A 23,930-nucleotide genomic window follows, 5' to 3' on the forward strand; every position below is an offset into this window, starting at 1 on the left:
CGCTTGTATGGTAGGACTTGAAGGGAGGAGGAGGGACAAGGCTCGATTCTGACTGTTCGCGCAGTACAGACCGTGGGAGATTTCACCCCTCCTCCTTTCACCCAAGCGCCGATAAAGAATGCATCTGGCCTAGACCGACGATAGGAACAAGCCTGCGCCTCTGGGTGAACCCTTCAAGTGTTCAAACCTTAGCGCGGAGGATTTTCAATGGCAATGCCGGTTTCTGTCGCAAAGCCGATCGTGGGGGTTGATGTCGCCAAAGATGAGTTGGTGATTTATCACGCAGAAACAGATCGACTGGAAGCGATCCCCAACACCAAAGCTGCGATCAAGAAGTGGCTCAAGGAATTGCCTGCGCCAGTGGATGTCGCCATCGAGGCCACCAATATCTATCACCAGGACTTCGCCGACCTGGCTTATGCGCAGGGCTGTGTGATCTACATGATCGGCGGCTACGAACTCAGCCATTACCGCAAAGGTGTGAAAGTTCGCGCCAAAACCGATGCGCTGGATGCTCGGTTGTTGGCTCGCTACTTGAACAACGAAGGCCACCAGTTGCACCCGTGGACCCCGCCATCGCCCCTGTATTGCCGGCTTATAAGCCTTTTCCGGCGCCGGGCAGCCTTGGTTCAGGCGCGTGTCAGCCTCAAGCAAAGTTGGTCGAACGAACCGTTGCTCAAAACGGCCTTTGAGAACCAGATAAAGGCCATGCAGCGACTGGAAATCTTGCTTGAGAAAACAATCCAGACGCAATTGGATGCAGCCGGTCTGGGCAGTCAGCTCAAGCGCTGCATGAAAGTTGAAGGAATCGGGCTGTTGAGCGGTGCGCGTTTACTTACGTCGTTTCAGCGTGGAGATTTCAGAAATGCCGATGCCTTCATCGCTTTCCTAGGGCTGGACCTGCGCATATCGGACTCGGGAAAAAAGAAGGGACGCCGCTGCCTGTCTAAGCGAGGTGACCCGGAGGCGCGCCGATTGATGCACAACGCCGCGATGTCGGCGAGCCGCACAGCGGCGTGGAAGGGTTTTTATGGGGCTCTGCGGGCTCGAGGGCTAAGCACAACCGAAGCATTAGTGGCACTGGCCCGCAAGCTTGCCCGAGTGGTATTCGCCCTGTTGAAGAACCAGAGCGAATACTTACCAAAAGGCATCTAAGGGCTAGCCATGCACCATAGAATCTCCCACAGAAACCTCATTTCAATGTGGGAGCGAGCCGGCTCGCGAAGGCGTCCGAACAACCACCACACATCCCCAACCAACCCGCTACAGTTGGCAAGCTCGCCCGCGCCACGGATAATGCCCAGTTTTTCCACCAGCGCATCGAAGCGCCGCCGCGCCTGCGGTTGAAAGAGAAGACCATGAAAGACACCATTCGCCAGCTCATCCAGCAAGCCATCACTCAACTCGTCACTGAAGGTGTGCTGCCAGAAGGCCTGTCGCCGGCGATTCAGGTCGAGAACACCCGCGACAAGACCCACGGCGACTTCGCCAGCAACATCGCGATGATGCTCGCCAAGCCGGCCGGCATGAAGCCTCGCGACCTGGCGGAAAAGATCATCGCAGCGCTGCCGGCCGACGAGAACGTCAGCAAGGCCGATATCGCCGGCCCAGGCTTCATCAATTTCTTCCAGAACACCCAGGCCCTGGCCTCGCGTCTCGACGCGGCCCTGGCCGACGCGCGCCTTGGCGTACGCAAGGCCGGGCCATTGCAGCGCACCGTAGTCGACCTCTCGGCCCCTAACCTCGCCAAGGAAATGCACGTCGGCCACCTGCGCTCGACCATCATTGGCGACGGCGTAGCGCGCGTGCTGGAGTTTCTCGGCGACACCGTGATCCGCCAGAACCACGTCGGCGACTGGGGCACGCAGTTCGGCATGCTGATGGCCTATCTGCAGGAAAACCCCATCACCAGCGACGAGCTGTCGGACCTGGAAAACTTCTACCGCGCCGCCAAGCAACGCTTCGACGAATCGCCCGAATTCGCCGACCGCGCCCGTGGCCTGGTGGTCAAGCTGCAGGCCGGCGATGCCGAGTGCCTGGCGCTGTGGACCAAGTTCAAGGACATCTCCCTGTCCCACTGCCAGAAAATCTACGAGCTGCTGAACGTCAAGCTGACCATGGCCGACGTGATGGGCGAGAGCGCCTACAACGATGACTTGGTCAACGTGGTCAACGACCTTCGCGCCAAGGGCATGCTGGTGGAAAGCAACGGCGCCCAGTGCGTGTTCCTGGAGCAGTTCAAGACCGCCGATGGCGAGCCCCTGCCGGTGATCATCGTCAAAGCCGACGGCGGCTACCTCTATGCCACCACCGACCTGGCGGCCGTACGCTACCGCAACGGCGTGCTCAAGGCCGATCGGGTGTTGTATTTCGTCGACCAGCGCCAAGCCCTGCACTTCCAGCAAGTGTTCGAAGTGGCGCGCCTGGCTGGCTTCGTGACCCACCCGATGGAAATGGAGCACATGGGCTTCGGCACCATGAACGGCGCCGACGGCCGCCCATTCAAGACCCGCGACGGCGGCACCGTAAAATTGATCGACCTGCTGACCGAAGCCCAGGACCGCGCTTACACCTTGGTCAAGGGCAAGAACCCGGACCTGGCCGAAGACGAACTGCGCAACATTGCCAAGGTCGTCGGCATCGACGCGGTGAAGTACGCCGACCTGTCGAAACACCGCACCAGCGACTACAGCTTCAACTTCGACCTGATGCTCAACTTCGAAGGCAACACCGCGCCGTACCTGTTGTACGCCTACACCCGCGTGGCGGGGGTGTTCCGCAAGCTCGGCAAACGCTTCGACGAAGTGGAGGGTCAGATTGTCCTCGAGGCCGCCCACGAGCAGGAACTCGCGGCCAGGCTGGCCCAGTTCGGCGAGGTGCTGAACAACGTCGCCGACAAAGGTACACCGCATACTTTGTGTGCCTACCTGTACGACGTCGCTGGCCTGTTCTCCAGCTTCTATGAGAACTGCCCGATCCTCAGCGCCGACACCCCGGCACAAATGCAGAGCCGCTTGCGCCTCGCCGCGCTGACCGGACGTACGCTCAAGCAAGGCCTGGAACTGCTGGGCCTGGAAACCCTGGAGCGCATGTAAGTTGGCCGCCAAGAAAAAACCTGCACCCAAACGCGGCGCCAGTCGTTACCAGCCCCCGGCCAAAAAGCCGATTCCGGGCTGGTTGTGGATGGCCATCGGCCTGACCGTCGGCGCTTTCATTGTCTTTCTGATGAAGCTGGAGCCGGGCCAGGGCGATGACGTCAAGCGCGTGCGGCAAGAGCAGCAGAAAGCCACGCGGATCGCCGAGGCCAACAAGACCCCGCCGAGCCCGACGCAACCGGTGAAGCCGAAGTACGACTTCTATACCCTGCTGCCGGAATCGGAAGTCATCGTGCCGCCCGATGCCGTGCCGGAGAAAACCCTGCCGACACCACAAGTGCCTCAGGTGCCGGCCACACCGGTGACCCCGGCCGAAGCCGCCAAGATCGACACCGCCCGCGCCCAGGCGGCCCTGGCCGGCATCACGCCGCCACCCGCGCCGCCCGTACAAAAGGCTGCGCCAGTGACGAAGTTCTTCTTGCAAGCCGGCTCGTTCCGCAAGGAAGCCGATGCCGACAAGGTCCGGGCACAGATCATTTTGCTGGGCCAGTCGGTGTCGGTGGAATCCGGCACGGTGAAGGACGAAACCTGGTACCGGGTACTGGTTGGCCCGTTCAGCAATCGGGAAGAGCTGACCAAGGCCCAGAAACAACTGGCCGGCAGCGGCTTCAGCAACCTGTTGTTACAACAACGCCAGAGCCGCTGATTTTCGCTGCACCCTGTGACCGGGGGGCTTTTGTGGCGAGGGAGCAAGCTCCCTCGCCACAAAGAAGTCCTCTGCCAAAAACAGCGAGGGACCACTCATCCCCTCCGCACCCTTGCAGTTGAAAAACCCCACGCCACCCCCATATGAGTTCCATCCGGGCATTTTCGCCCCGCTGCGTGGAGACTCTTCCCTTGACCACCATCGTTTCAGTCCGCCGTCACGGCAAAGTCGTCATGGGCGGCGACGGCCAGGTTTCACTGGGCAACACCGTGATGAAAGGCAACGCGAAGAAAGTCCGCCGCCTGTACCACGGCCAGGTCATCGCCGGTTTCGCCGGGGCCACCGCCGATGCCTTCACCCTGTTCGAACGTTTTGAAGGCCAGCTTGAAAAACACCAGGGCCACCTGATCCGCGCCGCCGTCGAGCTGGCGAAGGAATGGCGTACCGACCGCTCCCTGAGCCGCCTCGAAGCGATGCTCGCGGTCGCAAACAAGGATGCCTCGCTGATCATCACCGGCAACGGTGACGTCGTTGAGCCTGAAGACGGCTTGATCGCCATGGGTTCCGGTGGCGCCTACGCCCAGGCCGCCGCCAGCGCCCTGTTGAAAAAAACCGACCTGTCGGCCCGGGAAATCGTTGAGACAGCCCTTGGCATTGCCGGCGACATCTGTGTCTTCACCAACCACACCCAGACCATTGAGGAGCAGGACCTCGCGGAGTGAGCCCATCCAGGCCCAGACTTCCGCTTGAGGACCGCCAATTATTATGTCCATGACTCCCCGCGAAATCGTCCACGAACTCAATCGCCATATCATCGGCCAGGACGATGCCAAGCGCGCCGTCGCCATTGCCCTGCGCAACCGCTGGCGCCGGATGCAGTTGCCTGAAGAACTGCGCGTCGAAGTAACACCCAAGAACATCCTGATGATCGGCCCGACCGGTGTCGGCAAGACCGAGATCGCCCGTCGCCTGGCCAAGCTCGCCAATGCGCCATTCATCAAGGTCGAGGCCACCAAGTTCACCGAGGTGGGCTACGTGGGCCGCGACGTCGAGTCGATCATTCGCGACCTGGCCGATGCCGCTATCAAGCTGCTGCGTGAGCAGGAAATCACCAAGGTTCGCCATCGCGCCGAAGACGCCGCCGAAGAACGCATCCTCGATGCGCTTCTGCCGCCTGCGCGCATGGGCTTTAACGCCGACTCCGCCGCGACCCAGGATTCCAACACCCGCCAACTGTTCCGCAAGCGCCTGCGCGAAGGCCAGCTGGACGACAAGGAGATCGAGATCGAAGTGGCCGAGATGGCCGGTGTCGACATCTCCGCGCCGCCGGGCATGGAAGAGATGACCAACCAGCTGCAGAGCCTGTTCGCCAACATGGGCAAGGGCAAGAAGAAAAGCCGCAAGCTCAAGGTCAAGGAAGCGCTGAAGCTGGTGCGCGATGAAGAGGCCAGCCGCCTGGTCAACGAAGAAGAGTTGAAGGCCAAGGCCCTGGAAGCGGTCGAGCAGCATGGCATCGTGTTCATCGACGAGATCGACAAGGTCGCCAAGCGCGGCAATGTCGGCGGCGCCGATGTATCCCGCGAAGGCGTGCAACGCGACCTGCTGCCGCTGATCGAAGGCTGCACGGTCAATACCAAGCTGGGCATGGTCAAGACCGACCACATCCTGTTCATCGCTTCCGGCGCGTTCCACCTGAGCAAGCCGAGCGACCTGGTTCCTGAGTTGCAGGGCCGCTTGCCGATTCGTGTTGAACTCAAGGCGCTGTCGCCGGAAGATTTCGAACGCATCCTGAGCGAGCCCCATGCGTCGCTGACCGAGCAATACTGCGCGTTGCTCAAGACCGAAGGCCTGAACATCGAGTTCGCGCCCGAAGGCATCAAGCGCCTGGCGCAGATCGCTTGGCAGGTCAACGAAAAGACCGAGAACATCGGTGCCCGCCGCCTGCACACGCTGCTTGAGCGTCTGCTCGAGGAAGTCTCGTTCAGCGCCGGCGACCTGGCCAGCGCCCACAACGAAGCGCCGATCCGCATCGACGCCGAGTACGTCAACAGCCACCTGGGTGAGTTGGCGCAGAACGAAGACCTGTCGCGCTATATCCTGTAAGCCACCGACAGGTTTCCCCGGACCTGTGGGAGCGAGCTTGCTCGCGATGGCGGCACAACATTCAATCCATGTATTGACTGTCAAACCGCTATCGCGAGCAAGCTCGCTCCCACATGAACCGCGTCGTTTTGCAGATCAACGCGTCCTTCAGAGACGGATCATAGGCCATGACCAAACTCCCCACCGCCATCAACCTGCACAAAGCCTCCAAGACCCTGACGCTCAAGTACGCGCCAGACGAGGAATACCACCTGCCAGCGGAATTCCTGCGGGTGCACTCGCCCTCCGCCGAGGTCCAGGGCCACGGCAAGCCCATCCTGCAATACGGCAAGCTCGGCGTCGGCCTGACCAAGGTTGAACCGGCCGGCCAGTACGCACTGAAATTGACCTTCGACGACGGCCATGACAGCGGATTGTTCACCTGGGACTACCTGTATCAGTTGGCAGTGCGCCAGGAAGTCCTGTGGAACGATTATCTCGCCGAGCTCAAGGCCGCCGGAAAAACCCGCGATCCGAACGAGTCCGTCGTCAAGCTGATGCTCTAGCTCACGGGCTGGCGCTTTAGGGCGAATTTTCTAGACTCATCTGCTTGAATGCCTGCGCAGCATCGTCAATGACTGGCCTGCTTGCGAAAAAAATTAAACTCGGGTAACCAATGGAGCTGGCAAGTTCCCTGCAAAGGAACCGGCGAGTTCCTGGCACACGTTTCCTCATTGCCCTCGATGCGGAATTAATGGTCACCCCGAGCAGCGTACCTGGTATTGGCCTTGCGGCTTCACGGCACGGCCCCGGTACTCGTCTGAAGGACAATGGAGCGTCGTAGATGAGCAACAAGAACAACGATGAGTTGAAATACCAAGCCTCGGAAAACACCCTGGGCTTGAATCCCGTCGTCGGCTTGCGCAGGAAGGACCTGCTGGCCTCTGCCCGGATGGTGCTGACCCAGACCATCAGACAACCCCTTCACAGCGTCAAGCATGTGGCCCATTTCGGCGCTGAGCTGAGGAAGGTCCTGTTCGGCAAGTCCGAGTTGCAGCCCACCAGCGACGACCGTCGTTTCGCCGATCCGGCCTGGAGACAGAACCCGCTCTACAAACGCTACCTGCAAACCTACCTGGCGTGGCGCAAGGAGCTGCACGCCTGGATCGACGACAGCAGCCTCTCGCCCCAGGACATCAGCCGCGGGCATTTCGTGATCAACCTGATGACCGAGGCGATGGCCCCGACCAACTCGGCGGCCAACCCCGCGGCGGTCAAGCGCTTCTTCGAAACCGGCGGCAAGAGCCTGCTCGACGGTTTGTCCCACCTGGCAAAAGACTTGGTACACAACGGCGGTATGCCAAGCCAGGTCGACATGGGCGCCTTCGAAGTCGGCAAGAGCCTGGGCGTGACGGAAGGCGCCGTGGTGTTTCGCAACGATGTGCTGGAGCTGATCCAGTACCGCCCCATCACCGAGCAGGTGCATGAGCGGCCGCTGCTGGTGGTCCCGCCGCAAATCAACAAGTTCTATGTATTCGACCTGAGCCCGGATAAGAGCCTGGCGCGCTTCTGCCTGCGCAGCAACGTGCAGACATTCATCATCAGTTGGCGCAACCCCACCAAGGCGCAGCGCGAGTGGGGCCTGTCGACTTATATCGAAGCGCTCAAGGAAGCGGTGGACGTTGTCACGGCCATCACCGGCAGCAAGGACGTCAACATGCTGGGCGCCTGCTCGGGCGGCATCACCTGCACCGCGCTGCTGGGCCATTACGCCGCGCTCGGCGAGAAGAAGGTCAATGCCCTGACGCTGCTGGTGAGTGTGCTGGACACGACCCTGGACACCGACGTGGCCCTGTTCGTCGACGAGCAGACCCTGGAAGCGGCCAAGCGCCATTCCTACCAGGCCGGCGTACTGGAAGGCCGCGACATGGCCAAGGTCTTCGCCTGGATGCGTCCCAACGACCTGATCTGGAATTATTGGGTCAACAACTACCTGCTGGGCAACGAACCACCGGTGTTCGACATTCTCTTCTGGAACAACGACACCACGCGACTGCCGGCGGCGTTCCATGGCGACCTCATCGAGATGTTCAAGAACAACCCGCTGACCCGCCCCAATGCACTGGAAGTATGCGGCACGCCGATCGACCTCAAGCAGGTCACTGCCGACATCTTTTCCCTGGCCGGCACCAACGACCACATCACGCCGTGGAAGTCCTGCTACAAGTCGGCGCAGCTGTTTGGAGGCAAGGTTGATTTCGTGTTGTCGAGCAGCGGCCACATCCAGAGCATCCTCAACCCGCCGGGCAACCCCAAGTCGCGCTACATGACCAGCGAGGACATGCCGGCCAAGGCAGAGGACTGGATGGAAAACTCCACCAAACACACCGACTCCTGGTGGCTGCACTGGCAAGCCTGGCAGGCCGAGCGCTCGGGCAAGCTAAAGAAAGCGCCCTCGGTGCTGGGCAACAAGACCTACGTGGCCGGTGAGGCGGCGCCGGGCACTTACGTGCATGAAAGATAGCTGTGAGCTTCAAGCTACAAGCGCCTTAACTTGAAGCTTGAAGCTTGAAGCTTGAAGCTGCCATTCTGCTTTTTTAACCCCAGGGCTTGAAGCATGCCGCAACCGTACATCTTCCGTACCGTCGACCTGGATGGCCAGACCTTGCGCACCGCGGTACGTCCCGGCAAGCCCCATTTGACCCCGCTGCTGATTTTCAACGGCATCGGCGCCAACCTGGAGCTGGTCTTCCCATTCATCGAGGCCCTGGACCCGGACCTGGAAGTGATCGCCTTCGATGTGCCCGGGGTCGGCGGTTCGTCTACACCGAGCCGGCCGTATCGCTTTCCCGGCCTGGCCAAGCTCACCGCGCGGATGCTCGATTACCTGGACTACGGGCAGGTGAACGTGATCGGCGTGTCCTGGGGCGGCGCCCTGGCGCAGCAGTTCGCCCACGACTATCCGGAGCGCTGCAAGAAGCTGGTGCTCGCCGCCACGGCCGCCGGCGCGGTCATGGTGCCCGGCAAGCCGAAGGTGCTGTGGATGATGGCCAGCCCCCGGCGCTACGTGCAGCCGTCACATGTCATGCGCATCGCTCCACTGATCTACGGCGGCTCGTTCCGCCGCGACCCAAGCCTGGCGGCCCGTCACGCGGCCAAGGTGCGTTCGGCCGGCAAGCTCGGTTATTACTGGCAGCTTTTCGCGGGCCTTGGCTGGACCAGCATCCACTGGCTGCACAAGATCCACCAGCCAACGCTGATCCTGGCCGGAGACGACGACCCGCTGATTCCCCTGATCAACATGCGCATGCTGGCCTGGCGCATTCCCAATTCTCAGTTGCACATCATCGATGACGGCCATCTGTTCCTGATCACCCGGGCCGAGGCCGTGGCACCAATCATCATGAAATTCCTGGAGGAAGAACGTCAGCGCGCGGTCATGCACCCACATCCCGCACCGCTGGGTGGCGGCTGACACCGCCCATTGCGCCTGGCAGGACGCCGGATCACGCAACTACCCGAAACAGCGTCTATGTTGTCTGGTTCGGTGTGTTTGTTTTTAGCCTGATGACGAAGGAGTTGACTCATGCGCGACAAACCGGCGAAGGGTTCCATGCCCGCCCCTGCCAGTTTCATCAATGCACAAAGCGCGGTCACCGGCCTGCGCGGCAGGGACCTGCTTTCTACCTTGCGCAACGTCGCCGCTCATGGCTTGCGCAATCCGGTGCACAGCGCCCGGCATGCGTTGCGGCTGGGCAGTCAACTGGGGCGCGTGCTGCTGGGCGAAACGCTGCACCCCACCAACCCCAACGACAAGCGCTTCGCCGACCCCACCTGGCAGCTCAATCCATTCTATCGTCGTAGCCTGCAAGCCTACCTGAGCTGGCAAAAGCAGGTCAGGAGCTGGATCGACGAAAGCGACATGAGCGAGGACGATCGCGCCCGTGCCCATTTCACCTTCTCCCTGCTCAACGACGCGGTGTCGCCCTCCAATACGTTGCTCAATCCGCTGGCGATCAAGGAACTGTTCAACTCCGGCGGCACCAGCCTGATTCGTGGCATCAGCCACCTGGTGGACGACCTGCTGCACAACGATGGGCTGCCCCGGCAGGTCACGCCCCAGGCTTTCGAAGTCGGCAAGACCCTGGCAACCACACCCGGTGCGGTGGTGTTTCGCAACGAGCTGCTGGAACTGATCCAGTACAAACCGATGAGCGAAAAGCAATTCGCCACGCCAGTGCTGATCGTGCCGCCGCAGATCAACAAGTTCTACATCTTCGACCTCAGCCCCTCAAATAGCCTCGTCCAATACGCCCTGAAAAACGGCTTGCAGGTCTTCATCATCAGTTGGCGCAACCCCGACGTTCGCCATCGTGAATGGGGCCTGTCCAGCTATGTCGAGGCGACGCAAGAAGCCATGAACGTCTGCCGGGCGATCACCGGCGCACGGGAAGTCAACCTGTTGGGCGCCTGCGCCGGCGGCATGACCATCGCCGCCCTGCAAGGCCATTTGCAGGCCAAGCGCCAGCTGCGCCGGGTCGCCAGTGCGACGTACCTGGTCAGCCTGCTGGACAGCGAGATGGAAAGCCCGGCAACGTTGTTCATCGACGAACAGACTCTCGAAGCCGCCAAGCGTCGCTCCTACCAGCGAGGCATTCTCGACGGGCGCGACATGGCCCGCGTATTCGCCTGGATGCGCCCCAACGACCTGATATGGAGTTATTTCGTCAATAACTACTTGCTGGGCAAGGAGCCGCCGGCGTTCGACATCCTGTACTGGAACAACGACTGCACTCGGCTTCCGGCGGCGTACCACGGCGATCTGCTGGACTTTTTCAAGCACAACCCGCTGACCCGCCCGGGCGCGCTGGAGGTGTGCGGCACGCCGATCGATTTGCAAAAAGTCACGGTGGACAGCTTCAGCGTGGCGGGCATCAACGACCACATCACCCCATGGGACGCGGTGTACCGCTCGACGCTGCTGCTGGGGGGCGACCGCCGTTTCGTGCTGTCCAACAGCGGTCACGTGCAGAGCATTCTCAACCCGCCGGGCAACCCCAAGGCCAACTACATCGAGAACCCGAAGCTGAGCAGCGACCCCAGGGCTTGGTACTACGACGCCAAGCACGTCGAGGGGAGTTGGTGGCCCCAGTGGCTGGGCTGGATCCAGGAACGCTCCGGCGAACAGCGCGAAACGGTCATGGCGCTGGGCAACAGCAAATATCCGCCTCTGGAAGCCGCGCCCGGAAACTATGTACGGGTGCGCTGAAGGCCTCACCACGGCCGCATCGCGGACCGTGGCACGACTCACCATAAAGAAGACCGGATGAAGACCCGCGACCGTATCCTTGAATGTGCCCTGCAGTTATTCAACGAAAAGGGCGAGCCGAACGTTTCCACCATGGAAGTCGCCAACGAAATGGGCATCAGCCCCGGCAACCTCTATTACCACTTCCACGGCAAGGAACCGCTGATATTCGGATTGTTCGAGCGATTCCGGGCCGAGCTGGCGCCACTGTTGGACCCACCTGCCGATGCACAGCTGGCACCGGAGGACTATTGGCTGTTCCTGCACCTGATCGTTGAACGCCTCGCTCAGTACCGGTTCTTGTTCCAGGACCTGTCGAACCTGGCCGGGCGCCTGCCGAAGCTGGCCAAGGGTATTCGCCAGTTGCTCAACGCGCTGAAGCGAACCCTGGCCTCATTGCTGGCGCAACTCAAGGCCCAGGGGTTGTTGGTCAGCGACACCCAGGCGTTGGGGCAACTGGTGGAACAGGTCACCATGACCCTGCTGTTTTCCCTGGACTATCAGCGGATCCTGGATCGCGAAGGCGACGTTCGCCTGGTGGTCTATCAGGTCATGATGCTGGTGGCGCCACACCTGCCGCCGGCGATCAAGGTCGCCACCGAGCAAATGGCGTTGCGGTATCTGGAAGAGCACGAATAACGAACGGCAGTGGCAGTGGCAGTGGCATACCCATTGTGGGAGCGAGCCTGCTCGCGATGGCTGCGGCACATTCAACGACAATGTGTACCGGCACACCGCCATCGCGAGCAAGCTCGTTCCCACAGTAGGGTTCTATGGCGCAAAAAAAACCCGGCCATTACAGGCCGGGCGTATTTTTTTCAGCTCTGTAGATCAGGACTGGGTGGGAGGCGTCGATGGAGTCGGCGTAGATGTTGGCGTGGCCACCGGGGTTGGAGCCGAGGCGGAGTTCGCCGTGCTCACCGGAGCTGTTGCCGGTTTGGCGGCGGCGGTTGGCGCCTTCGGTGCAGCCGCTTTTGGTGCAGCCGGTTTCTTCACGGCCGGCTTCTTGGCCGCTGCGGGTTTCGCTGCTGCCTTGGCCGCAGGTTTGGCCGCCGCTTTTGCCGCTGGCTTGGCTGCCGGTTTGGCGGTAGCCGGTTTGGCTGCGGCGGTTTTCGCCGCCGGTTTAGCTGCGGGTTTAGCCGCAGCCTTGGTTGCTACCGGCTTGGCCGCTGCCTTCGCAGCTGGTTTGGCCGCTGCGGTTTTGGCCGCAGGCTTGGCCGCCACTTTTGCCACAGGCTTGGCCGCCGCCTTGACCAGTGGCTTGGCCGCCGCCTTCGCCGCAGGCTTGGCCGCCGCCGTCTTGGTTGCCGTAGCCTTGGTCGCAACCGGTGTAACCTTGGCCCCGGTGAGTTTTTCGATCTGCCTGGTCAGGGTGTCGACCTTGTTGTGCAGTTCCTTGACTTCATTGCGGCTGGGCACGCCCAGACGGGAGATCGCGCTGTTCAGGCGCTTGTCAAAAGCCCCTTCCAGCTCACCCCATGTGCCCAACGCACGGTCCTTCGCGCCGCTGATGCGCGACTTGGCGGACTCGGCAGAGTCCTTGGCTGCGTCGACTTGCTTGCCGACTGCCGTCTTGGTGAGTTTTTCGGCTTTCTCGCCGTCCTTTACCAGGGACTCGAAGAGTTTGCTGCCGTCAGTGTCGATCTTCGAGTACACGCCTAAACCAGCAAGCCAGATTTTGCGGGAGTACTTTTCAATCTTCCCGGCCCACGAGCTGCCTTCTTTTTCGGTGATTTTTTTGCCAGCCATCCCGTTCTCCTTAATGTTTACGCGCGACACGTTCGAGCAATGCCGTCAGCTCATCGAGCTTAGCAGAGAGTGCCTCAACGTCATGTTTAGACGGAATGCCGATACGATTCAAGGCACTTGCAACACGCGCGTCGAATACTTTCTCGACTTTGTCGAGTTGAACTTCGACCCTGGCCTTGAACGTATTGACCTCGGACTTGGCTTCGATCAGTTCGCTATTGGCCGCTTCAAGTTTCCCGGCAATCTTCTTTTTGCCTTTGGTTTCAACTACTTCGCCAGCCTTTACCAACTCCTGGAAGTACTCGCTGCCTTCCTGGCCGACCTTTGTATAGGCGCCCAGGCCCGCTAGCCAGATCTTGCGCGCATACGTTTTCACGTCGCTCAGCGTGGAAGATTCAACGTCCGTTTTTTTCTTCAGGATAACTTTGGCCATGGTGCACCTCACTCGAAAAAGGTTTGAGGAACTGCCCGCACACGGACGGGCTCAGGCACAAAGTAGTGGCAATAATTAGAAACGGCACCCTAACAACCGACACAAATCCCGAGACATCTGATTTCCAATGTGGGAGCGAGCCTGCTCGCGAATGCAGGGTATCAGCGACATCAGTATTGAATGGCACACCGCTTTCGCGAGCAGGCTGAACTGGCCTAATGATTTTGGACACTTCAATCGGGCGCTATGATAGCGCCCAAATCTGAGGTGTTTGGATATGCGTAAATCTTATTCGAGTGAGTTCAAGCTCAAGGCTGCCAGCATGGTGCTGGATGAAGGCCAGCCGGTTACCGAGGTCTGTGCCAGCCTAGATATCGGCCCCACTGCTCTGCGCCGCTGGGTCGATCAAGTGCAAAAAGAACGCCTGGGTTCGACCCCGGTAGGGGCCAAGGCGATTACCGCTGATCAGCGAGAAATCCAGAGGCTCAAAGCCCTACTCAGGGAGAAAGACCTGGACATTGAAATCCTAAAAAAGGCCAGTGCTCTCCTGCTTTTGGACGCCAAAGATCATTCACGCTGATCGATGAGCTGGACGAGCAATACGGCGTTAAAAGGTGTTGCCGGGCGTTTGGGATCAACCGCAGTAGTTTCTACGCCTGGCGCCAGCGCCAAGGCAGAGCAAATCCTGAACGGGACAAGCTCAAAGCCGCGCTGGTCAGGCACCACAGGGCGTCCAGAGAGTCGGCCGGCGCACGTACTTTGTCCAAGGAGCTAAAAGCCAAAGGGCATCGTATCGGACGTTATATGGCTCGCAGTTTGATGCGCGAAGCTGGCATCGCTAGTCGTCAGCGCAGGCGCCATAAGTACAAGTCGCCGGGCGTTGAGGCATTGGTGGCGCCGCACGTGCTCAAGCGAAAATTTGATGTAACGGCGGTTAACCAGGTGTGGTGTGGCGACGTGACTTACATCAAGGTCGGCAAGCGGTGGATGTACTTCGCCGCCGTTCTGGATCTGTACGCTCGGAGGATCGTGGGTTGGTCGTTCTCGATGATTTCTGATGCCAACCTGACCTGCGAAGCGCTACGCATGGCGGTTGAGCTACGCGGCCACCCCCAGGATGTGTTGTTTCATTCAGACCAAGGTTGTCAGTACACCAGTCATAAATTCCGAAACGAGCTTGTGAAACACGGGTTTAGGCAAAGTATGAGCCGTAAAGGCGAGTGCTGGGACAACGCCCCCATGGAGCGTTTCTTTGGTAGTTTGAAATCAGAGTGGGTTCCTGAAACGGGCTACAAACTGGAACATGAGGCCCGGGCAGACGTGCAGCGCTATGTCTCGCGCTACAACATCAGCAGGCCTCACAGCTACAACGACTACCGGTCGCCGGTCGCGAAGGAAAGGTTGGCGGCGTGAACCTTAATCGGTGTCCAAGATTACTTGACCAGTTCAGGCTCGCTCCCACAGGAGATTTTGCTCAACTTAAGTTTTGCGCGTTTCCAATCAATCAAGCCAACGCCTTATCCAGCGCCTTTTCGATTTCCCCCTTGATCGTGCCGCTCATGGCCGACATCAACATGCCCAACTCCACATCGACGCGAATCGAATCCTCGCCTACATGCACTTCGCCCTTGACCCCGGAGCGCTTGAGCTTCAGCGTGTCGCCTTCCCACGTGGGCTCCAGGCCATAGCTGTCGGACAGTTTCTGCGCCAACTTCTCAGCCTTTTCACGGGCCGCTTCCTTGCCCAAGCCATGTTCACGTTCAACCGTTATACGGGCCATCTGATAACTCCTGCTTGATCGAGACTTGCCTGAACGTTCAGACCCTGCCTGCGTCAAAACGTCCGGGCGATGGTTCATCTTACCTGCAGCCTTGCCAAGACAAAGCCCTCCACCGGGATTAGAATGTCCCGCATTCTTTTTTGGTGACAGCGATATGACTGATCAGCGCAAAGGCAGCGATGCCGAACCCACCACTCACTTCGGCTTCAAGAACGTACCGGAAAGCCAGAAGGCGGAAAAAGTCGCTGAGGTTTTCCACTCGGTGGCGGCCAAGTATGACTTGATGAACGACTTGCTTTCGGGCGGCATGCATCGTCTCTGGAAGCGTTTCGCGATCGAGCTGTCGGGCGTGCGCAGCGGCAACCGCGTGCTGGATATCGCCGGTGGCACGGGCGACCTGACCAGGAAGTTCTCCCACATCGTCGGCCCGACCGGCCACGTGGTGCTCGCCGACATCAACGAGTCCATGCTCAAGGTAGGCCGCGACCGCCTGCTGGACCTGGGTGTGGCCGGCAACGTCGAGTTCGTCCAGGCCGATGCCGAAAAGCTGCCTTTCCCGGATAACCACTTCGACTGCGTGACGATCGCCTTCGGCCTGCGCAACGTGACCCACAAGGAAGACGCCCTGCGCTCGATGTTGCGCGTGCTCAAGCCTGGTGGCCGGTTGCTGGTGCTGGAATTCTCCAAGCCGACCAATGCGCTGATGTCCAAGGCCTATGACGCCTATTCGTTCGCCTTCATGCCGCTGATGGGCAAGCTGATCACCAACGATGCGGAAAGCTATCGCTACCTAGCCGAATCGATCCGCATGCATCCGGACCAGGAAACACTGAAGTCGATGATGGTCGAGGCCGGTTTCGACCGGGTGACCTATCACAACATGACTTCAGGCATCGTCGCCCTGCACCGCGGTATCAAGCCCTGATGTTGCTCACCGGCCTGCTCGCCAGCGTGGAACTCGGGATCAACCGAGTCCTGCGCCTGGACAGTACGGCGCCGGTGCGCCTGGCGCGCTTGAGTGGCAAGGTGATCGCTGTCGACTGCCGCAACCCGGCATTGCAACTGTTTATCCTGCCCAGCGATGAAGGCCTGATGCTCGCCGCCCATTGGGAAGCCGAAGCCGATTGCACGCTGCGAGCCCCGGCATCGAGTCTGCTGGAGCTAGCGCTGAGCAAGAACAAGACCGCCGTGCTGCACGGCCCGGACGTCGAGCTCGACGGCGACAGCGGTGTGCTGCTGGAGCTGGCGGCGATCCTTCAGGACCTGGAGCTGGACTGGGAATACGAAGTGTCCCGCTGGATCGGTCCGGTGGCGACCCAATTGCTCAGCGGTCACCTGCGCAGCCGCAGCCGCTGGTACCGCCAGGGCTTTGCCAGCCTGGGACAGAATCTGAGTGAATACCTGGCCGAAGAATCGCGTACCCTCGTGGGCCAACGCGAGGCCCAGGCCCGTTTTGATGAACTGGACCAGGTCAAGCTTGACCTGGAACGTCTCGAGGCGCGTTTCGAGCGCCTTTCCCGATCCCTTGAATCCAAGCGATAACGCATGAAGCTGCTTGCCGTCCGCCGTCTGTTGCGCATCCAGCGCGTCGTGATCCGCTACCGCCTCGATGACCTGCTGTTCGCCTTGCCGCTGCCCTGGTTCCTCCTGGCGCTGCGCTTTGTGTTGCCATGGCGCTGGTTCCCCCGGCGTACCCTGGACCTGACTCGCGGCGCACGCTTGCGCCTGGCCTTGCAGGACCTGGGGCCAATCTTCATCAAGTTCGGGCAGATCCTCTCGACCCGTCGCGACCTGCTGCCCGAAGACATCGCCGATGAGCTGATGCTCCTGCAAGACCGCGTGCCGCCGTTCGACTCGAAGTTATCGGTGGCGCTGATCGAAGGGCAATTGGGCAAGAAGATCAGCGAGGTCTTCAGTCGCTTCGATGTCGAGCCCCTGGCCTCGGCGTCGGTCGCCCAGGTCCACGCCGCCCAGCTCAAGACGGGTGAAGAAGTGGTGGTCAAGGTGATTCGTCCTGGCCTGAAGCCGATCATCGCCCAGGACCTGGCGTGGCTGTTCATTCTTGCCCGCGCCGCCGAGCGGTTGTCTGCCGACGCGCGCCTGCTGCACCCGGTGGACGTCGTCCAGGATTACGAAAAGACCATCTACGACGAACTCGACCTGCTGCGCGAGGCCGCCAACGCAAGCCAACTGCGTCGCAACTTCGAAGGCTCGCCGCTGCTCTATGTGCCGCAAGTCTATTGGGACTGGTGCCGGCCGAAAGTCTTGGTGATGGAGCGCATCTACGGCATCCAGGTTACCGACCTGGCGACCCTGGCCGACCAGCGCACCGACATGAAACTGCTTGCCGAGCGCGGTGTGGAAATTTTCTTCACCCAGGTGTTTCGCGACAGTTTCTTCCACGCCGACATGCACCCAGGCAACATTTTCGTCAGTACGGTGCAGCCGTGGAGCCCGCAGTACATTGCGATCGACTGCGGCATCGTCGGCAGCCTCACCCCCGAGGACCAGGACTACCTGGCCCGCAACCTGTTCGCCTTCTTCAAGCGCGATTATCGCCGCGTCGCGCAGTTGCACATCGACTCGGGCTGGGTGCCCGCCGAAACCAAGCTCAACGAATTCGAAGCGGCGATACGCACTGTGTGCGAGCCGATCTTTGAAAAACCATTAAAGGATATTTCCTTCGGCCAGGTCCTGATGCGCCTGTTCCAGACCGCGCGACGCTTCAACATGGAAGTTCAGCCGCAGCTGGTACTGCTGCAAAAAACGCTGTTGAACATCGAAGGCCTCGGCCGCCAGCTGTACCCGGACCTGGACCTTTGGAACACCGCCCAGCCCTTCCTCGAGCGCTGGATGCGCGAGCGAATGAGCCCGAAAGCCTTGCTGGGCAACGTCCAGAGCCAATTCGAACAGCTCCCGCACCTGGCCAACATGACCCGCGACCTGCTCGAACGCATGTCCCAACCCCACGCCAACGACCCCGCTCCACCATGGAAACGCCGTCGGGACGACTGGTTCCTGCGTTTGCTCGGCGCGGCCCACCTCGGTGGCGGCGCGGTGCTGGCGGCCGGTGGGCCGTTGAGCCAACTGGGCCATTGGCCCGCCGGCGTCATGGTGGCCGTTGGTTTGTATCTGGTCGTTCGCCGATAGCACGAAACAGCTGCAAGCGATAAGCTGCAAGCCGCGAGCTCAAACGGTTGGACCTATCACTCAACCCCTACACAGAATCGCTTTTACTTGCAGCTGGAAGCTTGAAGCTGCCGTCAGGACCAAAGATGAAAAACTGGCAGGACGAGATCAAATGGGACGCCGACGGCCTGGTGCCGGCCATCGCCCAGGATCACAAGACCGGGCGCGTGTTGATGATGGCCTGGATGAACCGCGAGGCACTGGCGCTGACCGCTGCCCAGAACCGCGCCATCTATTGGTCACGTTCCCGTGGCAAGCTGTGGCGCAAGGGCGAAGAGTCCGGGCATGTGCAGCACCTGCATGAGATGCGCCTGGATTGCGACGGTGACGTCATCATCCTGATGGTCGAGCAGGTCGGAGAAATTGCCTGCCACACCGGCCGTCAAAGCTGCTTCTATCGAGTCTTCGAGAACGGCGACTGGAAAACCGTCGACCCGGTGCTCAAGGACCCGCATGCCATCTATTCAGGACATACCCATGAGTGACACCCTGACCCGCCTGGCCCAGGTGCTGGAAGAGCGCAAGGGCGCAGCGGCCGACAGCTCCTATGTCGCCAGCCTGTACCACAAGGGCTTGAACAAGATTCTGGAAAAGGTCGGCGAAGAATCGGTCGAGACCATCATCGCCGCCAAGGACGCCGCCGTCAGCGGAGACTGCAGCGACGTGATCTACGAGACCGCCGACCTTTGGTTTCACAGCCTGGTGATGCTGGCCCAGCTGGGGCAGCATCCCCAGGCCGTACTGGATGAACTGGACCGTCGCTTCGGTCTGTCCGGGCACGTCGAGAAAGCCTCGCGCCCATCCGCCTGATCAATTCTTGAGAGGAATAACCACATGGGTATTTTTGATTGGAAACACTGGGTCGTCATTCTGGTGGTCGTGGTGCTGGTGTTCGGCACCAAGAAATTGAAGAACCTCGGCACCGATGTCGGTGAGTCGATCAAGGGTTTTCGCAAGGCCATGAACGATGACGAGAAACCGGCCGACACCACGACCAACCAGGCTCAACCCGTGCCACCGGCCCAACCGGTCCACCCGCAGGCCACACAGCCTGTGAATGCACCGAACACCATCGACGTGCAGGCCCAGAAAGTCGAAGAGCCAACCCGCAAAGACTCGTGAGCACTGACTAATGTTTGGGATCAGCTTCACTGAACTGCTGCTCGTCGGCCTCGTTGCCCTGCTGGTGCTGGGTCCCGAGCGCCTGCCGGGCGCTGCGCGTACCGCCGGCCTGTGGATCGGCCGCCTGAAGCGCAGCTTCAATGCGATCAAACAGGAAGTTGAACGTGAAATCGGTGCCGACGACATCCGTCGGCAACTGCACAACGAACACATCCTGTCGCTGGAACAGGAAGCGCGAAAAATCTTCACGCCGACTCAGCAGGAGCCGACGCCGGTCCAGCCTGTGGCCGAGCCGACGACCGCACCCCAGGCACCGGCTGTCGAAGCCTCGCCAGCGGTGGCTGAACCGGTTAAACCGGTCGATCCGGCGCCTGCGACGACACCGACTCCCAACGATCCCACTTTGCCGCCGCGAGCCCCATGAGCGATATCCCTGAAAACGACCAGCCAATGCCGCTGGTATCGCACCTCACCGAGTTGCGCACCCGCCTGCTGCGTTGCGTCGCGGCGGTTTTCGTTATCTTCGCCGGGCTGTTTGCCTTCACCCAGCAGATCTACACCTTCGTCTCCACGCCGCTGCGCGAGTACCTGCCGGTGGGTGCGACGATGATCGCCACCGACGTGTCGTCGCCGTTCCTGACGCCGCTGAAGTTGACGATGATGGTCTCGCTGTTCCTGGCGATCCCGGTGATCCTGCATCAGATCTGGGGCTTCATCGCACCGGGCCTGTACAAGCACGAAAAACGCATCGCCGTGCCGCTGCTGGTGTCGAGCATCCTGCTGTTCTACACGGGCATGGCCTTCGCCTACTTCTTCGTGTTCCCGCTGATCTTCAAATTCTTCGCCGCCGCCACCCCGGCGGGCGTGGAAATGATGACCGACATCACCAGCTACCTGGATTTCGTCATGACGCTGTTCTTCGCCTTCGGCGTGGCGTTCGAGATCCCCGTGGCGGTGGTGCTGCTGGTGTGGATCGGCGTGGTCGATGTCGCCTACCTGAAGAAGATCCGCCCGTACGTGATCATCGGCTGCTTTGTGGTCGGCATGATCCTCACACCACCGGACATCTTCTCCCAGACCTTGCTGGCGGTACCGATGTGGCTGCTGTTTGAAATCGGCATCCTGTTCGGCGGCCTGGTGCGCAAGCGCCGGGAAGAGCCTGAGGACCAGCACGTCGATGATCACAACGACCAGCCGCCAGCGACCCAAGCGTGAACCTGCTGCTGCTCGAAGAGGCCGATTTCATCGGGCCTGACCGCGTCGTCCTGAGCGACCGTCGGTTGACCCATATGCAGGAAGTCCATCGCTGTATTGTCGGCGACAGCCTGCGGGTCGGCCGCATCGACGGCTTGATGGGCTCCGCCCAGGTGCTGCGCCTGGACCCTCGCGAGGCCGAACTGCAAGTGACCCTCGACCAGCCACCGCCGGCCAAATTGCCGCTGACGCTGGTACTGGCATTGCCGCGGCCGAAGATGCTCAGGCGAGTGTTCCAGACCGTGGCGACCATGGGCGTGCCGCGTGTGGTACTGGTCAACAGTTACCGCGTGGAGAAAAGCTTCTGGCAGACGCCATTCCTGGAGCCCGAAGCCATTCGCGAGCAATTGATCCTGGGCCTCGAGCAGGCCCGGGACAGCGTGCTGCCTGAGATCGTCATCGAAAAGCGCTTCAAGCCCTTCGTCGAGGATCGCCTGCCGGCCATCGTCGATGGCACCCTCGGGTTGGTCGGCCACCCCGGCAATCATCCGCCTTGCCCCCGGGCACTGACGGAACCGGTGACCCTGGCAATCGGCCCGGAAGGTGGCTGGATCCCTTACGAGATCGACCTGCTGGGCAAGGCCGGCCTGCAGCCGGTGCAGCTGGGCGACCGGATCCTGCGGGTCGAGACCGCCGTCACTGCCCTGCTGGCGCGGTTGTTCTGACCCTGCAACACGCTGACAGACACCTCGCCACGAAATCTCGGCAAACGCCTACAGAACCCACCAAAGCCGCCGATACAGTCCCCATAAAACCAATATAAACGCTCCAAGGGAGTATCAGCATGTTCCGGTGGCTTGCCCAGGGTCTGGGAAATGTAAGCGTCAATCGCAAACTCGGCGCGGGCTTCGGCCTCGTGCTGTTCCTCACCTTGATGATTGCATTCACCGGTTGGTCCGGCCTGGGCAATGTCATCAGCCGGGGCGACAAGCTGGGGTTCATTGCCAGTCTCAATGACTTGAGCAAGGACCTGAACCTGGCCAGCACCGACTACAACAACACCCGAGGCGAGAAAGGGCCGCAACAGGTCAACGACCTGCTCGGCAAACTCGAAGCCGGGCTGAAGACTGCTCGCGAGTTGATTGAACGGCCGGCGGACGTTGCGCTGGTCGACCAGCAATTGGCCGCCGTCGCCGAATACAGAAGTGCTTTCGAGCTGATGACCAGCGCCACCGTCAGCCGCGAAGATGCCCGCAGCAAACTGGGCGCCAGCGCCGACAACACCGTGGCCCGCGTCGCCGAGGTAGAAAAATCGCTGCTGCAAGGCGGCGATATTGCCCAGTTCAACAACATAGTGACCCTGAGCAAGGCGATCCAACAGGCGCGCTATCAGGTTCGCGGCTACACCTACAGCGGCAAAAGCGAGGCCCAGCAACCGGCCATCGACGCAATCACCGATGTCCTGAAACTGCTGGCACGCTTGCCAGCCCAGTTGCCCGAGGAGCACGCCGACAAACTTCAGCAGGCCAGCGACTCGATGAATGTCTATCGAGCGGCGGTCAGCCAGTTTCGTGATTCCCAGCTCGACAACGGCGCTGCGCTGCAGCGCATGATCGAGCAAGGCCAGGTATTGATCGATTCCAGCCAGAAACTCACCGTGTCCCAGACCGCCGTGCGCGACCACGACACCGCTCAAGCCAAGACCGTCCTGATCGCAGCCGCCGCCCTGGCCCTGTTGTTTGGCGTGGTCGCTGCCCTGGTCATTACCCGCCAGATTGTCGGCCCGCTGGATGAGACGCTGAAGGTGGCGGAACGCGTCGCCGCAGGCGACCTCACCCACAACCTCACGTCTGACCGCCGCGACGAACTCGGCCAACTGCAACGGGCCATGCAACGCATGACCGTGGGCTTGCGGCAGCTGATCGGTGGCATCGGTGAAGGCGTCACCCAGATTGCCAGCGCCGCTGACCAACTCTCCGCCGTGACCGAGCAGACAAGCGCCGGGGTCAACAGTCAAAAAGTGGAAACCGATCAGGTTGCCACGGCCATGCATGAGATGACCGCCACGGTGCAGGAAGTGGCCCGCAACGCCGAGGAAGCTTCCGAAGCCGCCGTCGCAGCCGACCAACAGGCCCGTGAAGGCGACAAGGTGGTTGGCGAAGCCATCGCTCAGATCGAGCGCCTGGCTAAAGAGGTGGGCAACTCCACCGCTGCCATGGGCGATCTGAAGCGTGAAAGCGACAAGATCGGCAGCGTCCTGGACGTGATCAAGTCCGTGGCCCAGCAAACCAACCTGCTGGCCCTCAACGCAGCCATCGAGGCAGCCCGTGCTGGTGAAGCCGGGCGAGGCTTCGCCGTGGTGGCTGACGAGGTTCGCAGCCTGGCCCAACGCACCCAGAAATCCACCGAAGAAATCGAAGAGCTGATCGTCGGTTTGCAAAACGGTACCGAACAGGTCGCGACCATCATGGACAACAGCCGCAGCCTGACCGACAGCAGCGTCGAACTGACCCGCCGCGCCGGGGGCTCACTGGCGAACATCACGCGCACGGTGTCGGCGATCCAGTCGATGAACCAACAGATCGCCGCGGCTGCCGAACAGCAAAGCGCCGTCGCTGAGGAGATCAACCGCAGCGTGCTGAATGTGCGTGATGTGTCGGAGCAGACAGCGTCGTCCAGCGAGGAAACCGCAGCTTCGAGCGCTGAACTGGCGCGGCTGGGGGTTCACTTGCAAACGTTGGTGGGGCGGTTCAGGGTTTAACTTGGACTAGAGGGCTTGCTCGCGAAAGAAGAAATCGAATGTGCCGGCCTCATCGCGAGCAAGCTCGCTCCCACATTTGATCCTCAACGCCGCAGCTCTCACCTACACCGCAAACCCACTGTGGGAGCGAGCCTGAACTGGCCTAATGATTTTGGACACTTCAATCGGGCGCTATGATAGCGCCCAAATCTGAGGTGTTTGGATATGCGTAAATCTTATTCGAGTGAGTTCAAGCTCAAGGCTGCCAGCATGGTGCTGGATGAAGGCCAGCCGGTTACCGAGGTCTGTGCCAGCCTAGATATCGGCCCCACTGCTCTGCGCCGCTGGGTCGATCAAGTGCAAAAAGAACGCCTGGGTTCGACCCCGGTAGGGGCCAAGGCGATTACCGCTGATCAGCGAGAAATCCAGAGGCTCAAAGCCCTACTCAGGGAGAAAGACCTGGACATTGAAATCCTAAAAAAGGCCAGTGCTCTCCTGCTTTTGGACGCCAAAGATCATTCACGCTGATCGA

The 23,930-nt window shown here is 60.8% G+C and carries 25 protein-coding genes and 1 pseudogene; 23 read left to right on the forward strand and 3 right to left on the reverse strand.

The annotated features are described in order from the left end of the window. Positions 1-207: 207 nt before the first annotated feature. From DOCECA_RS20335 to DOCECA_RS20380, 10 genes are all read left to right on the forward strand, one after another. A complete protein-coding gene (locus tag DOCECA_RS20335; RefSeq protein WP_445570990.1) occupies positions 208-1,155 on the forward strand; it encodes an IS110 family transposase in 948 nt (315 codons plus the stop codon). A 203-nt stretch (positions 1,156-1,358) separates the two neighbouring features. After that, a complete protein-coding gene (gene argS, locus DOCECA_RS20340) occupies positions 1,359-3,095 on the forward strand; it encodes an arginine--tRNA ligase (protein ID WP_420767035.1) in 1,737 nt (578 codons plus the stop codon). A gap of 1 nt (position 3,096) precedes the next feature. Beyond that, positions 3,097-3,801, forward strand: coding sequence for an SPOR domain-containing protein (locus DOCECA_RS20345; protein WP_420767034.1), 705 nt, complete (start codon positions 3,097-3,099; stop codon positions 3,799-3,801). Between the two features lie 191 nt (positions 3,802-3,992). Further along, positions 3,993-4,523, forward strand: a complete 531-nt coding sequence (gene hslV, locus DOCECA_RS20350; protein WP_007968352.1) for an ATP-dependent protease subunit HslV — start codon at positions 3,993-3,995, stop codon at positions 4,521-4,523. 43 nt (positions 4,524-4,566) lie between these two features. Further along, positions 4,567-5,904, forward strand: coding sequence for an ATP-dependent protease ATPase subunit HslU (hslU, locus tag DOCECA_RS20355; RefSeq protein ID WP_039592417.1), 1,338 nt, complete (start codon positions 4,567-4,569; stop codon positions 5,902-5,904). A 167-nt stretch (positions 5,905-6,071) separates the two neighbouring features. After that, complete coding sequence (locus DOCECA_RS20360; protein WP_420767033.1) at positions 6,072-6,449, forward strand: gamma-butyrobetaine hydroxylase-like domain-containing protein; 378 nt, start codon at positions 6,072-6,074, stop codon at positions 6,447-6,449. Positions 6,450-6,727: 278 nt separating this feature from the next. Then, positions 6,728-8,407 carry a class II poly(R)-hydroxyalkanoic acid synthase gene (gene phaC / locus DOCECA_RS20365; RefSeq protein ID WP_434649210.1) on the forward strand — a complete coding sequence of 560 codons (1,680 nt, stop codon included), beginning with the start codon at positions 6,728-6,730 and terminating at the stop codon, positions 8,405-8,407. 93 nt (positions 8,408-8,500) lie between these two features. Continuing rightward, a complete protein-coding gene (gene phaZ, locus DOCECA_RS20370; RefSeq protein ID WP_039592414.1) occupies positions 8,501-9,358 on the forward strand; it encodes a poly(3-hydroxyalkanoate) depolymerase in 858 nt (285 codons plus the stop codon). 111 nt (positions 9,359-9,469) lie between these two features. After that, positions 9,470-11,152, forward strand: coding sequence for a class II poly(R)-hydroxyalkanoic acid synthase (gene phaC / locus DOCECA_RS20375; protein ID WP_420767031.1), 1,683 nt, complete (start codon positions 9,470-9,472; stop codon positions 11,150-11,152). 57 nt (positions 11,153-11,209) lie between these two features. Further along, positions 11,210-11,830: a TetR/AcrR family transcriptional regulator gene (locus DOCECA_RS20380; RefSeq protein ID WP_445570991.1), complete on the forward strand. Its 621-nt coding sequence runs from the start codon at positions 11,210-11,212 to the stop codon at positions 11,828-11,830. A gap of 192 nt (positions 11,831-12,022) precedes the next feature. Here the strand turns inward: DOCECA_RS20380 and DOCECA_RS20385 are convergent, their stop codons facing one another. Both DOCECA_RS20385 and DOCECA_RS20390 read right to left on the reverse strand, forming a co-directional pair. Further along, positions 12,023-12,940 (reverse strand): phasin family protein, encoded by a 918-nt coding sequence (locus DOCECA_RS20385; protein ID WP_420767097.1) that lies wholly within the window; start codon positions 12,938-12,940, stop codon positions 12,023-12,025. Positions 12,941-12,950: 10 nt separating this feature from the next. Next, positions 12,951-13,373: a phasin family protein gene (locus DOCECA_RS20390; RefSeq protein WP_420767029.1), complete on the reverse strand. Its 423-nt coding sequence runs from the start codon at positions 13,371-13,373 to the stop codon at positions 12,951-12,953. 277 nt (positions 13,374-13,650) lie between these two features. Here DOCECA_RS20390 and DOCECA_RS20395 point away from each other — a divergent pair, with 277 nt between their 5' ends. Then, positions 13,651-13,953, forward strand: coding sequence for a transposase (locus DOCECA_RS20395; protein ID WP_014717988.1), 303 nt, complete (start codon positions 13,651-13,653; stop codon positions 13,951-13,953). Between the two features lie 8 nt (positions 13,954-13,961). Further along, a complete protein-coding gene (locus DOCECA_RS20400) occupies positions 13,962-14,786 on the forward strand; it encodes an IS3 family transposase (RefSeq protein WP_434611621.1) in 825 nt (274 codons plus the stop codon). Between the two features lie 91 nt (positions 14,787-14,877). Here the strand turns inward: DOCECA_RS20400 and DOCECA_RS20405 are convergent, their stop codons facing one another. After that, the gene (locus DOCECA_RS20405; protein WP_420767028.1) at positions 14,878-15,153 is read right to left on the reverse strand and encodes a polyhydroxyalkanoic acid system family protein; all 276 of its coding nucleotides are present in this window, start codon (positions 15,151-15,153) and stop codon (positions 14,878-14,880) included. A gap of 154 nt (positions 15,154-15,307) precedes the next feature. On the opposite strand from DOCECA_RS20405, the gene ubiE reads away from it, so the two are divergent. The 11 genes and pseudogenes from ubiE to DOCECA_RS20460 all read left to right on the forward strand — a co-directional run bounded on the left by ubiE (position 15,308) and on the right by DOCECA_RS20460 (position 23,926). Continuing rightward, positions 15,308-16,078 (forward strand): bifunctional demethylmenaquinone methyltransferase/2-methoxy-6-polyprenyl-1,4-benzoquinol methylase UbiE, encoded by a 771-nt coding sequence (ubiE, locus tag DOCECA_RS20410; RefSeq protein WP_420767027.1) that lies wholly within the window; start codon positions 15,308-15,310, stop codon positions 16,076-16,078. Continuing rightward, positions 16,078-16,702, forward strand: a pseudogene (locus tag DOCECA_RS20415) (ubiquinone biosynthesis accessory factor UbiJ). Before ubiE ends, DOCECA_RS20415 begins: the two are co-directional and overlap by 1 nt. Continuing rightward, positions 16,699-18,303 (forward strand): ubiquinone biosynthesis regulatory protein kinase UbiB, encoded by a 1,605-nt coding sequence (ubiB, locus tag DOCECA_RS20420; protein WP_420767026.1) that lies wholly within the window; start codon positions 16,699-16,701, stop codon positions 18,301-18,303. Before DOCECA_RS20415 ends, ubiB begins: the two are co-directional and overlap by 4 nt. Positions 18,304-18,428: 125 nt before the next feature. Next, positions 18,429-18,827 (forward strand): phosphoribosyl-AMP cyclohydrolase, encoded by a 399-nt coding sequence (hisI, locus tag DOCECA_RS20425; protein ID WP_434649218.1) that lies wholly within the window; start codon positions 18,429-18,431, stop codon positions 18,825-18,827. Then, a complete protein-coding gene (locus tag DOCECA_RS20430) occupies positions 18,820-19,152 on the forward strand; it encodes a phosphoribosyl-ATP diphosphatase (protein ID WP_047699744.1) in 333 nt (110 codons plus the stop codon). Before hisI ends, DOCECA_RS20430 begins: the two co-directional genes overlap by 8 nt. A gap of 24 nt (positions 19,153-19,176) precedes the next feature. Continuing rightward, on the forward strand, positions 19,177-19,464 hold the full coding sequence (locus DOCECA_RS20435; RefSeq protein WP_420767024.1) for a twin-arginine translocase TatA/TatE family subunit: 288 nt from the start codon (positions 19,177-19,179) through the stop codon (positions 19,462-19,464). A 10-nt stretch (positions 19,465-19,474) separates the two neighbouring features. Next, positions 19,475-19,888 (forward strand): Sec-independent protein translocase protein TatB, encoded by a 414-nt coding sequence (gene tatB, locus DOCECA_RS20440; RefSeq protein WP_420767023.1) that lies wholly within the window; start codon positions 19,475-19,477, stop codon positions 19,886-19,888. Continuing rightward, entirely contained in the window at positions 19,885-20,679 is a 795-nt protein-coding gene (gene tatC, locus DOCECA_RS20445; protein ID WP_434649222.1) for a twin-arginine translocase subunit TatC, read from the forward strand. The genes tatB and tatC overlap by 4 nt, the downstream gene beginning before the upstream one ends. Continuing rightward, positions 20,676-21,383 (forward strand): 16S rRNA (uracil(1498)-N(3))-methyltransferase, encoded by a 708-nt coding sequence (locus DOCECA_RS20450; RefSeq protein WP_420767021.1) that lies wholly within the window; start codon positions 20,676-20,678, stop codon positions 21,381-21,383. The genes tatC and DOCECA_RS20450 overlap by 4 nt, the downstream gene beginning before the upstream one ends. Positions 21,384-21,502: 119 nt before the next feature. Continuing rightward, positions 21,503-23,419, forward strand: a complete 1,917-nt coding sequence (locus tag DOCECA_RS20455; protein ID WP_434649226.1) for a methyl-accepting chemotaxis protein — start codon at positions 21,503-21,505, stop codon at positions 23,417-23,419. Positions 23,420-23,623: 204 nt separating this feature from the next. After that, positions 23,624-23,926: a transposase gene (locus tag DOCECA_RS20460; RefSeq protein WP_014717988.1), complete on the forward strand. Its 303-nt coding sequence runs from the start codon at positions 23,624-23,626 to the stop codon at positions 23,924-23,926. The last annotated feature ends 4 nt before the right edge of the window (positions 23,927-23,930 follow it).

It is taken from the genome of Pseudomonas sp. E102, assembly GCF_052660185.1.